Consider the following 13,007-nt stretch of genomic DNA (forward strand, 5'->3'; position numbering starts at 1 on the left):
AGGACGGAGACAATGACCATCAATCTGCAGAAGCCGGACATCACCGAGCTCAAGCCGCGCATCACCGTGTTCGGTGTCGGCGGCGGCGGCGGCAATGCCGTCAACAACATGATCACCGCCGGCTTGCGCGGCGTCGAGTTCGTGGTGGCCAACACCGACGCGCAGGCACTGACGATGTCGAAGGCCGAGCGGCTGATCCAGCTCGGCGCGCATGTCACCGAGGGTCTCGGCGCCGGATCGCAGCCTGAAGTCGGGCGCGCGGCGGCGGAGGAATGCATCGACGAGATCATCGATCATCTCTCCAACACGCATATGTGCTTCGTCACTGCCGGCATGGGCGGCGGCACCGGCACCGGGGCGGCTCCCGTCGTTGCCCGCGCTGCCCGCGAAAAGGGTATCCTCACCGTCGGCGTCGTCACCAAGCCGTTCCACTTCGAAGGCCAGCGCCGCATGAAGACGGCCGACATGGGTATCGAGGAACTGCAGAAATGCGTCGATACCCTGATCGTCATTCCCAACCAGAACCTGTTCCGGCTGGCCAATGACAAGACCACCTTCGCCGATGCCTTCGCGATGGCCGACCAGGTGCTCTATTCGGGCGTTGCCTGCATTACCGACCTGATGGTCAAGGAAGGCCTGATCAATCTCGACTTCGCCGACGTCCGCTCGGTCATGCGCGAAATGGGCAAGGCGATGATGGGAACCGGCGAGGCTTCGGGCGAGGGCCGCGCAATGGCCGCGGCGGAAGCCGCCATCGCCAACCCGCTGCTCGACGAGACCTCGATGAAGGGCGCCAAGGGCCTGCTGATCTCGATCACCGGCGGCCGTGACCTGACCCTGTTCGAAGTCGATGAGGCGGCAACCCGCATTCGCGAAGAGGTCGACCAGGACGCCAACATCATTCTGGGCGCCACCTTCGACGAGGAACTCGAAGGCGTCATCCGCGTGTCGGTGGTCGCCACCGGCATCGACAAATCGGCGGCCGAAATCGCTGCCGCGCCGATCGCCATCCGCGCGGCTCCGCCGAAGCCGGTCAGCCGCCCGGCGGCCCAGGTCACGGAAATGCGCCCGGCGCCTGTCCAGCAACCAATCTATGAACCACGTGCTGCCGACCCGGTCGCCGAGGCCATTCAGCTCGCCGAAGCGAATGCGGCAGCGATGGCGCAGGCCCGCCCGGCACCGGTCGCGCATGCGGAAGACTTCCGTCCGCAGAGCAAGATTTTCCAGGCGCCTCCCGCTCAACCGCAGCCAATGATGCAGCCAGCGGTTCAGCAAGCGATGCAGCCCGCTCCGCATCGTGAAATGCCGCAGCCGGTTGCCGCGGCACCCCAGCGCATGCCGCGGGTCGAGGATTTCCCGCCGCAGGTGAAGGCCGAAGTGGAAGCCAAGGCCCGCCCCGCCGACCACGAGAACAGCGGCCCGATGGGGTTGCTCAAGCGCCTGACCAACGGCTTGACCCGCCGCGAAGAGGAGCCTGCAAGACTGCAGCCGGCGCAGCCTCGCGAACCGAAACTGCGCCAGGCGCCGGCGGAAGTGCGCCGCCTAGCCAGCCAGGATCCGCAGCTTTACGCACCGCGCCGCGGCCAGCTGGACGAGCAGGGCCGCCTGACGCCGCAGAGCCGGGCTGTCCAGGAAGACGATCAGTTGGAGATTCCCGCCTTCCTGCGCCGACAAGCCAATTGATCTGTTAACGGTTCGTAACAGTTGTTAACAGGCGAGCAGGAAACTGTTCGCCTGTTAAAATTAAAAGCAATTTCAAAACAAGGACTTATGCGGCAATCCCGCGCTGGAGCGCGGTTACAACGAGTAAGAAACCGTGATTTGGAGTCTCCCTGCGGGACCATTATCTTCGCCACCGACCAAAGTCGGTTTGCTGGGAGTCTCGGGGAAGTGGCCCTGCCTGCCGATTAATCAAGAGCCGCGCCCTCAGGGCAGATGAAGCGGACCTAGGCAGCATGGGCTATGGGGATTGTTTTGCACGACTATCAGACGACACTTAAATCGCGTGCGACGCTGACCGGCATCGGCGTTCACAGTGGCAATCCGGTCACCGTCCATTTCCTGCCGGCGGACGCCGATACGGGTGTCGTCTTCCAGCTTTCGAATGCAAGCGGAAGCCACGAATTTCGCGCGCTCGTTTCCGAGGTCGGTGCCACCGACCTCTGCACCATGCTCGGCGATCCGCAGGGCGAGCACATTGCCACGGTCGAGCATCTGATGGCGACGCTTTTCGGGCTTGGGATCGACAATCTCGTCATCGAAATCGACGGCCATGAGGTGCCTATCCTCGACGGTAGCGCAGTGATGTTCATCGAGGCCATTGACCAGGCAGGCGTCGAAACGCTGCCGGTCAAGCGTCGCTACATCAGGGTGGTCAAGCCGGTTCGCATCGAGAACGGCGCCTGCTGGGCGGAGTTCCGGCCCTATGATGGCACGCGCTTCGAGATCGAGATCGATTTCGAAAGCCCGGCGATCGGGCGCCAGCTTTTTGCATCCGACATGAACGCCGACATTTTCCGGCGTGACGTCGCGCGGGCCCGCACTTTCGGTTTCATGAAGGACGTCGAGCGGCTGTGGGCGGCCGGCTATGCGCTCGGCTCCTCGTTGGAAAACTCCCTGGTGATCGGCGACGACAACCGCGTGATCAATATGGGAGGCCTGCGCTATCCCAACGAGTTCGCGCGCCACAAGACGATGGATGCGATGGGCGACCTGGCGCTCGCCGGTGCCCGGTTCATCGGCTGCTTCCGCTCCTATCGTGGCGGCCACAGGCTGAACGCAGCTGCGCTGCGCCGTCTCTTGTCCGACCGTTCGGCTTTCGAGATCGTTGAGACGACGCGCCGCGAGCGCGGGCGTACCGCGGAGATGAGCGCCGTCAACGCACCCCTCTATGCGCCCTGGATGATCTGATTCTTAAGGTCTTGCGGCTCCCGTTGCGGTCAAGCTGTGTTGCATGGATGCATCACCGGCCTGCCAAATTACACAGCTTTCCAGGTAGCGCCAAAGCGCCACAAAAATGTGCGATTGGCCGGGGATAGCGTTGCCGGGCAAGGCAATTATGGTTTATGGCTGCTGCCGTCGACTGAAATGACGCCGAAAGGGCGGAATCCAAACATGTTTTTCAAGCGAGTTGGTCAATCGAAGGCGCCGCGGCGGGCTGTTTTCCTGGCGCTTTCGGTGGTCGTTCCATCGCTGTTTCTGTCGGCCTGCATGTCGTCCGAGAAGGACGTCGATCTGTCGACCTATGTCGATCAGACCGAGCCGGCCGACGTGCTCTACAATCAGGGTCTCGCCAATCTGAATGCCGGGCGACTGCAGGAGGCAAGCCGCAAGTTCGATGCCGTCGACCGCCAGCATCCATATTCCGAATTCGCCCGCAAATCGATGGTGATGGGTGCCTTTGCCGACTACCGTCAGGGCAATTACGATGAGGCGATCGGTTCGGCCAAGCGCTACCTGACCCTCTACCCGTCGACCGACGATGCGGCCTATGCCCAATATATTATCGGGCTGAGCTACTACCGCCAGATCAAGGACGTCACCCAGGACCAGAAGGAAGCGCGTCTTACCGCGCAGACGATGCAGGATCTGGTAACGCGCTGGCCGACTTCCGAATATGTCGACGATGCCAAGGAGAAGATCCGCTTCGCCAACGATCAGCTCGCCGGCAAGGAGATGCAGATCGGCCGCTACTATCTCGAGCGCCGCGAATACATCGCGGCCGTTAAACGGTTCCGCAACGTCGTGGAGAACTATTCCAACACACGTCATGTCGAGGAAGCGCTGGCGCGTCTGACCGAGAGCTACTATGCGATGGGGCTGACGTCGGAAGCCCAGACCGCTGCGGCCGTGCTCGGCACCAACTATCCCGACAGCCAGTGGTACAAGGACTCCTACAAGCTCCTGCAGAGTGGTGGGCTCGAGCCGCGCGAGAATGCCGGATCGTGGATCTCCAAGGCCGGGAAGCTGATCACCGGCGCCTGAGCGGCGCGTCACCATGCTCTCCAGACTGTCGATCCGCGATATCGTTCTGATCGAGAAGCTGGACATCGACTTCTCGTCCGGCCTTTCGGTCCTTACCGGCGAAACCGGCGCCGGAAAATCTATCCTGCTCGACGCCTTGTCGCTGGCGCTTGGCGCCCGCGGCGACGCTTCGCTGGTGCGGCATGGCGCGGCACAAGGCCAGATCATCGCCGTGTTCGACGTGCCGCGCAACCACGCGGCTCGCATGTTGCTTGCCGAGAATGCCATCGAGGACGACGGCGAAATCATCCTGCGCCGCGTCCAGACGGCTGACGGCCGCACGCGCGTGTTCGTCAACGACCAGCCGTCCAGCGTGACGCTGATGCGCGACATCGGCCGTGCGCTGGTCGAGATCCACGGCCAGCATGACGAGCGCGCTTTGGTCGATCCCGGCGCCCATCGCGAGTTGCTCGACAGTTTCGGCGGCCATCTCGGCGCTGCTCGGGGAACCGGCGAGGCGTGGCGGCATTGGCGTACCTGCGAGCAGGAATTTTCACGGCACCGGGCCAAAGTCGAAGCAGCTGCCCGTGAGGCCGATTATCTGCGTGCAGCGGTCGCCGAATTGACCAGGCTCGATCCGCAACCTGGCGAAGAGACCGAGCTGGCCGAATTGCGCGCCTTGATGATGCGTGCCGAAAAGATCGCCTCGGAAATCCATGATGCGCAGGATGTGCTCTCGGGTCCGTCCTCGCCCTTGCCGCAACTGGCCAGCCTGCTCAGGCGGCTGCAGCGCAAGGTCACCGAAGCGCCCGGGCTGCTCGAGGATGTCGTCAAGTCGCTCGACGAGGCGATGCTGTCGCTCGACGCGGCGCAGTCGGGCGTCGAAGCAGCACTTCGCGCCACCGAATATGATCCGCAGCGGCTGGAGAAGGCTGAGGAGCGGCTGTTTTCGCTGCGTGCCGCCTCGCGCAAGCACAGCGTCGCCGTCGATGACCTGGCGCAATTGCGTGACACCATGGCTGCCGACCTTGCCGATCTCGACGCCGGCGAAGAGCGCCTGCAGGCGCTGGAGAAACAGGCTGCGGCGGCGCGCCAGGCCTATGACATTGCAGCGGCCCAGCTGTCGTCGCTTCGCCATGCGGCGGCTGTCGGGCTGAGCAAGGCGGTGATGGCCGAACTGCCGGCGCTGAAGCTCGAACGCGCCGAGTTCATCGTCGAGATCGCTAGCGATGCCGAGAGCCGCATGGAAGAAGGCATCGACCAGGTCGAGTTCTGGGTGCGGACCAATCCCGGCACCAGGCCCGGCCCTATGATGAAGGTCGCTTCCGGCGGCGAGCTTTCGCGCTTCCTGCTGGCGTTGAAGGTCGCGCTGGCTGATCGCGGGTCGGCGCCGACCTTGGTCTTCGACGAAATTGACACCGGCGTCGGCGGCGCGGTTGCCGACGCCATCGGCCAGCGGCTGGCGCGGCTGGCAAAACGCGTGCAGGTGCTTTCGGTCACGCATGCACCGCAAGTGGCGGCGCGCGCGGCGACGCATTTCCTGATCTCCAAATCGGGCGGTGCCGACAGGGTCTCGACCGGCATCGCCGAGATGGACCGGGCGGCACGGCAGGAAGAGATCGCACGCATGCTCGCCGGCGCCACCATCACCGACGAGGCGCGTGCGGCGGCCGAGCGGCTGCTGCGGGAGAACACCGCGGCAGCGTAGAGCTGTTCATCGTTTCACCGAAACGCCGAACCGCTCTACCTCTTTGTTTCTGCGCAGTTCCGGACGGAAAACCGTTTCACACTTTTCCTGGAATTGCTCCAGGCGAGTTCGTTTCCGGCGCTCGTGACCTGAGTCAGGGTATGGCGCCATCCTGCTGTTCAGGAATGATTTTCTGTGTCTGGTCTCTCCCTCATGAGAAAATCCTGTTCTATTGTGTCGCGCCACCGTGGAGGGAGCAGTGCATGGACGAAAAACCAGTCGATTCGCTCAGCGAAAGCGAGGCGGCAAGCGAGTTGAAGCGGTTGGCGCAGGAGATCGCCGAGCACGACCGGCGCTACCATGGCGAGGACGCGCCGATAATCACGGATGCGGAATATGACGCGCTGACGCGGCGCAACCTCGCCATCGAGCAGCGGTTCCCGCATCTTGTGCGCGAGGATTCGCCCTCACGCAGGGTCGGCGCGCCGCCGGCGGAAGGTTTTGCCAAGGTGCGCCACGCGGTGCCGATGCTCAGCCTTGCCAAGGCCTATACCGACCAGGACGTCGCGGACTTCATAGAACGGGGCCGGCGATTCTTTGATCGCGACAAGGATCTGAACATCGCCTTCACGGCGGAGCCGAAGATCGACGGGCTATCGGCTTCCCTGCGGTATGAAGGCGGTGTGTTCGTGCAGGGAGCAACGCGCGGCGACGGCGTCGTCGGCGAGGACATCACCGCCAATCTCAAGACCATCGCAGATATTCCCAAGACCTTGAAGGGATCGGACTGGCCCGAGGTCATCGAAATACGCGGTGAGGTCTATATGACCTACGCGGAATTCGAGGCGCTGAAGCAACGTTCGGCGGCGATAGGCGGCCAGGATTACGTCAATCCGCGTAACACGGCGGCCGGGTCGCTCCGCCAAAAGGACCCGTTAGTTACCGCCAGCCGCAACCTTAAATTCTTTGCTTACGCCTGGGGCTATACTTCAAAGGATCCAGCTCCGACCCAATACGATTCCGTGCAAAAATTCGCGGAGTGGGGATTCAAGGTCAGCCCGCTGATGGTCCGGGCAAGATCGGTCGAGGAACTGGTCGCGCACTATCACCTAATCGAGACCCAGCGCTCATCGCTGGGCTACGACATCGACGGCGTCGTCTACAAGGTCGACCAGCTGGAATTGCAGCGCAGATGGGGTTTCGTCACTGGCGAACCACGCTGGGCCATTGCCCACAAATTTCCAGCCGAACAGGCGATGACAACCGTGCTCAGGATCGACATTCAGGTGGGCCGTACCGGTACGCTGGCGCCCGTTGCCCGGCTTACACCCGTCACGGTCGGCGGCGTCGTGGTCGAAAACGTCACGCTTCACAACGAAGATTACATCAAGGGTCTGGACAGCAACGGCCAGCCGATCCGCGACGGCTATGACGTGCGTATCGGCGACACGGTGGTCATCCAGCGGGCAGGGGACGTCATTCCGCAAATCGTGAGTGTCGTCGCCGACAAGCGGCCGACTGATGCCGTGCCCTACGAATTCCCGCACAAATGTCCGATCTGCGGCTCACCCGCAACGCGCGAGATCAACGAGAAGACCGGCAAGGAGGATTCCCGCCGACGGTGCACCGGCGAGCTGATCTGCCCCGCGCAGGCCGTGGAAGGATTACGCCACTTTGTGTCGCGCGGCGCCATGGATATCGAAGGCCTGGGCGCTGAAAACATAGACCTGTTCTTCAATGCCGGGTTGGTCAAGACTGCCGCCGATATCTTCACCCTCCGGGACCGCCGTCCCGCCGTCACCAAGGCGCTGGCGGAGCGACGGGAGGAGCAGGCCAGGCAGCGCGAGGCCGCATCGGGCAAAACGCGCAAGAATGTACGCAGCGTCGAGGAACGCAACTATGACGGCCTCGACAAGCTCTTCGCTGCCATCGACGCCCGCCGCGAACCGGAACTTGATCGCTTCATCTTTGCGCTGGGCATCCGCCATATCGGCGAAACGACGGCCGCTGTGCTCGCCCGAACCTTCTCGACGATTGAGGAGTTGATCCGCATTGGCAAGGAGACAGCAGCGGCAGCCGATCCACACACCGTTTTTCCTTCGATCAACGGCATCGGCGATACGGTGATAGGCGCGCTTCGCGATTTCTTCGGCAATGAACGCAACGACGCCGTACTTGAAGCGCTGCTCACACAGGTCCACCCGAAGCCGTACATTGTGAACGTCTCAGCCGATAGTGCGGTCGCCGGCAAGACAATCGTGTTTACAGGCACGCTGGAAAAGATGACGCGCCCCGAGGCCAAGGCTATGGCTGAACGTCTCGGCGCGAAGGTCGCCGGCTCGGTCTCTGCGAAGACCGATCTCCTGGTGGCAGGGCCAGGCGCCGGTTCCAAGCTGAAGGATGCGACCAAATTCGGCATCGAGGTGATCGACGAGGACACGTGGTTGCAGCGGATCGGCAAGGGCGGGTGATGGCGGCTGCGTTCAACGGTTTTGGGCAAAAGGCCATTCCCTTCCTCAAGGCGCTGGATTTTCATCAGAGCCGGGAGTGGTTTTTGGAAAACCGCGACCTTTTCGAACGCGACCTGCGCGATCCCTTCGGCGATCTGGTCGAGACGCTCTCCGAGCGCTTCATGGCATTGGGGCTCGGCCTGCGCGGCGACCGCAAGAAGTCGCTGTTCCGGATTAATCGCGATGTGCGTTTCGCCAAGGACAAACGGCCTTATAACCGGCATTTGTCGGCGATCCTTTCGCCCGACGGCACCAAGATGGAACAGGGCGTGTTTTACGTCCATATCGGGCTCGAGCGCTGCTTTGCCGCCATTGCCTGGTGGCAGCCCGGACCGGAGCTATTGCTGGCGCTGCGCAACGCGATCGCGAAGCGGCCCGCTGAATTCCGCAGCCTCGTCGCGGCGCTGAAGAAGAACGGCCTCGAGCTCGACCCGGACGGCTGCATGAAGCGCACGCCGCGCGGCTTCGAGCATATCGCCGAGCCCGAACTCGCTGCCGCGATCCGCAACCGGCATTTTGCCGTCCGGCACGCAATCGAGCCGGCGGATATCTACGGAGCTGGATTGGTCGACGAACTCGTCGACTTCGTCATGCGGGCAAAACCGCTGCTTGACTGGGGCAGGGCGATCGAAGGCTTCGCCGCGCTAGGCTCGGAAGCGAGCTTGCCGCGACGCTTCAGCCATCATTTCCGCTGATCGTTTGCCTCAAGCAAATTGGTGTGACAAGCCGGGCCGCTCTCTCTACATACGGCCGTTCCCAAGGAGCGATCGATGTCGGCGGAAGCAATCTCCGAAAACGGAGCGAAAAGCGATTTCTGGGACGGCGTGCGGCTCAGCATGCCCGTCGTGGTGGCGTCGGCGCCGTTTGCATTGCTGTTCGGTGCGCTCGCAGTCGACAACGGGTTTTCCGTGCTCGAAGCGTTCCTGATGAGCGCAACGGTGTTCGGCGGCGCCAGCCAGATGGTGGGCATCGAGCTGTTCGGCCAGCATGTCGCGCCGTGGCTGATCGTGCTGTCGATCTTCGCGGTGAATTTTCGCCATGTGCTCTATTCGGCTGGCATCGGCCGGCGCATTGCGCATTGGCCACTGGTGCAGCAGGCGATAGGCTATTTTGTGCTGACCGATCCGCAGTTCGCGGTGGCCGAGCGCAAGGCTGAGGCCGGCGAGACCGTCGGGTTCACCTGGTATATGGGGCTTGGGCTGCCGGTCTATTTGTTCTGGATCATCGAAAGCGCGCTCGGCGCGATGTTCGGCAAGCTTATTCCCGACACCGATGCGTTGGGCATCGATTTCCTGCTGCCGATCTATTTTCTCGGCCTGGTCATGAGCTTCCGCAAGCGGCCTCTGTGGCTGCCGGTGGTCGTCGCCAGCGCTGCCGCCTCCATCATTGCATACAAAACGGTCGGCTCGCCCTGGCATGTCTCCATAGGTGCGCTGGCGGGCGTGCTGCTCGCCGTCATCCTGCCGCCCCGCCACAGCGGCGTGGAGGCACGGCCATGAGCACGACCTTGTGGATCATCATCGCCGCTTCGATCGCGACCTATCTGACCCGCATCGGCGGTCATCTGGTGATCTCCCGCTTCGATCATATCCATCCGCGCGTCGAAGCCGGGCTCAGCGCCGTGCCGGCGGCGGTGCTGACCACGCTGGTGGCGCCGGCGGCGCTCAGCGCCGGGCCGGCGGAATGGGCAGCCTTGATCGTTGCCGGCTTGGTCTCACTGCGCGGCGGCCTGATGGCGATGTTCCTGGCGGGTGCTGCCGTGCTGATCCTCGCGCGGCAGCTCGTCGGCTGATCGACTTTTGCTTTGGCGGCGAGAGCACACATGCGCTTTACCGCAGCGACTATTGCCGCGCCGACCCGCGACAGGCTCAGCCGGATCGCCTCCGCTCTCTCCTGGTGGGCGCCACGCACGGCGTCGCTATAGAGCGCTTCGCGCTGCTTCGGCGTCAATGCGCTTAGATCGATCGGCTGGATGCCGAAGGGCTCACGCGACATTTCCATCTCCCCTGGTTTGCCGTGTTGATCGGCAGCTACACCGGCGATTTACGGGAAAGGCATAATCAGTTAAAATGAATAATTAAGATCGTTATGTTCTCCAGGAGAGATGTATGGATTTGGCCGATCTGCGCATCTTCCGCACGGTGGTGCGCGAGGGCGGAATCACCAGGGCGGCGGAAAAACTGTTTCGCGTGCAGTCGAACGTGACCACACGCATCCGGCAGCTCGAGGAGGATCTCGGCGTGCAGCTGTTTATCCGGGAGGGCAAGCGCCTGCACGTATCGCCGGCCGGCCACAAATTGGTCGGCTATGCGGATCGGCTGCTGGCGCTTGCGGAGGAGGCGCGAATAGCGATGCTCGATCCACGCCCGCGCGGCACGCTTCGCCTAGGTGCCATGGAGAGCACGGCCGCGGCACGGCTTCCTTGTCTGCTCGCCGATTATCACGCACGTTATCCCGAAGTGGAAATCCAGTTGCGCACCGGCAATCCGCAGGTTCTCGCGACCGCCATGCTTGCCGGCGAACTCGATGCAGCCTTCGCCGCCGAGCCGATCGCCGACGTTCCGTTCGAAAAGCTGCCGGCATTCCACGAGCAGCTGGTCATTGTCTCGGCGGCATCGCGCGTTTCGGTCGAAGACCACCTGGACATGCCCAAAACCATGATAGCCTTCGAGCACGGCTGCCCGCACCGCAAGCGGCTGGAACAATGGTACGCGCGTAGAGGGTTCATGGCCGAGAAAACCATCGAGCTTGGTTCATACCATGCCATCCTTGGTTGCGTGGTGGCTGGCATGGGCATAGCGCTGATGCCGAAAAGCGTGCTTTCGGGTTTTCCGGAAAGCCGCTGGCTAAAGCTGCACGAACTGCCCGGTGACGAAGACAATGCCGTCACGGTGTTGTTCTGGCGCAAGGGAGCCGGTTCTCCCAACGTCACCGCTTTGCAGGGACTGCTTGCGGAGCAAAGCCTGTCAACCGGCGTTGCCGCCGCGGCTATTGCTTGAAGTCGTGCGGCAGCGGCGCGGTTGCCTTTTCCAGCCAGGCCAGCGTTTCGCCGTCGAGCATCGGTCCGATCTCGGCCAGTACGCGCGCATGGTATTCGTCAAGCCAATGCAACTCGTCGCGGGTTAAAAGGTCCGATCGGACCAGCCGCTTGTCGATCGGCGCCAGCGTCAGAGTCTCGAAGCCGTGCATGGCGATGTCGCCGCCCTCGATTGCCTCGGCCGGTGTCACCAGAATCAAGTTCTCGATGCGGATGCCGTAGGAACCTTCCTTGTAATAGCCGGGCTCGTTGGAGACGATCATGCCGGCCAGCAGCTTTTCGGTGCCGGTCTTGGCGATACGCTGCGGGCCCTCGTGCACGGCAAGATAGGAGCCGACACCGTGCCCGGTGCCATGGGCGAAATCGCAGCCGTGTCTCCATAGCGCCAGGCGCGCCACTGCATCGATTTCGGAGCCGCGCGTGCCCTGGGGGAAGCGCAGCATGGAGATGCCGATCATGCCTTTCAGCACCAGCGTGAAGCGCTCGCGCATCTCCTCGGTTGGCGCGCCAATCGGAACCGTGCGGGTGATGTCGGTGGTGCCGTCCTGGTACTGCCCGCCGGAATCGAGCAGGAACAGCTCGCCATCCCCCAGCTTGCGATTGGTGGCGCGGGAGACGCGGTAGTGCATGATGGCGCCGTTAGGACCAGCGCCGGAGATGGTATCGAACGATACGTCGCGCAGCGGCATCTGCGTTTCTTCGCCGGTCTGACGGCGCGTCTCCTCAAGCCTGGTGACAACGGCGATTTCGTCGAGCGTGCCGGGCTTCTGGCGGTCGAGCCAGCACAGCAGCTTGGCGACCGCGGCGCCGTCGCGGCGATGTGCGGCGCGTGCGCCGGTGATCTCAGCTTTGTTCTTTGTTGCGCGTGGAATGCGGGCCGGATCGGGCACGGCAATGACGGTGCCGCCATTATCCTCGACCAGCATCCTGAGCTTGTCCGCCGCTAGAACCGGGTCCAGCGCGATTTTTGCGCCGCCCTTGGCCCGGGTGACGATTGCCGTTTCGAATTCACCTGGGTCGTGCAATTCGGCGAGCTGCGTCAGGTAGGCCGCGACGGTGCGCGAAAACTTGCGCTGATCCATGAAAAGCAGATGCGAGCCGTCGGCGGCGAGCACGGCAAAGCCGAGCGCCAGCGGTGTGTGCGGTACGTCGCCGCCACGGATGTCGAACGCCCAGGCAATGGAGGAGGGGTCGGTCAGCACGGCATGGGTGGCGCCGTCCTTCTCGATGGCCGCTGCCAGCCGCACCAGCTTGTCCTTGGCCAGTTCGCCGGCAAAGCCGATCGGGTGGATCTCGACCGGCGCCAGTGGCGGCCCGGGCTGGTCCTGCCAGATGGCGTCGATTGGATTTTGTTCGAGCGGCTCCAAAGTCGCGCCGGACTTCTCGGCCGAGGCCTTCAGCGCCTTGACGTCACTGATCGTATGGAGCCACGGATCGAAGCCCAACCGCACGCCCTTGCCGAGATTATCCTTGATCCAGTTGGCCGGCGGGTTGTCGACAAGGCTCTCGATCGAAAAGATGTCGAGGTCGACCTCCTGGCGCACCTGCAGCGTGTAGCGCCCGTCGACAAACATGACGGCGCGCTCGCCAAGCACAATGGCGACGCCGGCCGAGCCGCTGAAGCCGGTCAGCCATTTCAGCCGTGCCGAGCGGTCGGCGACATATTCGCCCTGGTGCTCGTCGGCACGGGGCACGATGAAGCCATCCAGCCCGTTCGCCGCCAACCATTGGCGCAGCATTGCCACGCGCGGCTTGCCAACGGCCGGATCGCCGGCGGAATCGAAGGTCTGGAACATGTCGGCTCTCCTCG

The 13,007-nt window shown here is 63.1% G+C and carries 10 protein-coding genes; 9 read left to right on the forward strand and 1 reads right to left on the reverse strand.

Annotated elements, in window-relative coordinates; all coding sequences use genetic code 11:
* Positions 1–12: 12 nt before the first annotated feature.
* From ftsZ to NKH30_RS15160, 9 genes are all read left to right on the forward strand, one after another.
* The gene (gene ftsZ / locus NKH30_RS15120; RefSeq protein ID WP_254818983.1) at positions 13–1,683 is read left to right on the forward strand and encodes a cell division protein FtsZ; all 1,671 of its coding nucleotides are present in this window, start codon (positions 13–15) and stop codon (positions 1,681–1,683) included.
* Between the two features lie 279 nt (positions 1,684–1,962).
* On the forward strand, positions 1,963–2,910 hold the full coding sequence (lpxC, locus tag NKH30_RS15125; RefSeq protein WP_352471566.1) for a UDP-3-O-acyl-N-acetylglucosamine deacetylase: 948 nt from the start codon (positions 1,963–1,965) through the stop codon (positions 2,908–2,910).
* Between the two features lie 204 nt (positions 2,911–3,114).
* A complete protein-coding gene (locus tag NKH30_RS15130) occupies positions 3,115–3,984 on the forward strand; it encodes an outer membrane protein assembly factor BamD (RefSeq protein ID WP_352501057.1) in 870 nt (289 codons plus the stop codon).
* Between the two features lie 13 nt (positions 3,985–3,997).
* Positions 3,998–5,671: a DNA repair protein RecN gene (recN, locus tag NKH30_RS15135; RefSeq protein WP_352471568.1), complete on the forward strand. Its 1,674-nt coding sequence runs from the start codon at positions 3,998–4,000 to the stop codon at positions 5,669–5,671.
* A 242-nt stretch (positions 5,672–5,913) separates the two neighbouring features.
* Entirely contained in the window at positions 5,914–8,121 is a 2,208-nt protein-coding gene (ligA, locus tag NKH30_RS15140) for an NAD-dependent DNA ligase LigA (RefSeq protein ID WP_352996014.1), read from the forward strand.
* Positions 8,121–8,855: a DUF2461 domain-containing protein gene (locus NKH30_RS15145; protein WP_352996090.1), complete on the forward strand. Its 735-nt coding sequence runs from the start codon at positions 8,121–8,123 to the stop codon at positions 8,853–8,855. The genes ligA and NKH30_RS15145 overlap by 1 nt, the downstream gene beginning before the upstream one ends.
* Before the next feature lie 75 nt (positions 8,856–8,930).
* Positions 8,931–9,659: an AzlC family ABC transporter permease gene (locus NKH30_RS15150; protein ID WP_352996016.1), complete on the forward strand. Its 729-nt coding sequence runs from the start codon at positions 8,931–8,933 to the stop codon at positions 9,657–9,659.
* A complete protein-coding gene (locus tag NKH30_RS15155; protein WP_352667125.1) occupies positions 9,656–9,952 on the forward strand; it encodes an AzlD family protein in 297 nt (98 codons plus the stop codon). The genes NKH30_RS15150 and NKH30_RS15155 overlap by 4 nt, the downstream gene beginning before the upstream one ends.
* 316 nt (positions 9,953–10,268) lie before the next feature.
* Complete coding sequence (locus NKH30_RS15160) at positions 10,269–11,159, forward strand: LysR family transcriptional regulator (RefSeq protein WP_352996018.1); 891 nt, start codon at positions 10,269–10,271, stop codon at positions 11,157–11,159.
* On the opposite strand, the gene NKH30_RS15165 is transcribed toward NKH30_RS15160, so the two are convergent.
* Positions 11,149–12,993, reverse strand: a complete 1,845-nt coding sequence (locus NKH30_RS15165; protein WP_352767760.1) for an aminopeptidase P family protein — start codon at positions 12,991–12,993, stop codon at positions 11,149–11,151. The two genes, NKH30_RS15160 and NKH30_RS15165, sit on opposite strands and share 11 nt — an antisense overlap.
* Between the last annotated feature and the right edge of the window lie 14 nt (positions 12,994–13,007).

The sequence above is a fragment of the Mesorhizobium sp. M1273 genome (genome assembly GCF_040318195.1).
Lineage (GTDB): Bacteria > Pseudomonadota > Alphaproteobacteria > Rhizobiales > Rhizobiaceae > Mesorhizobium.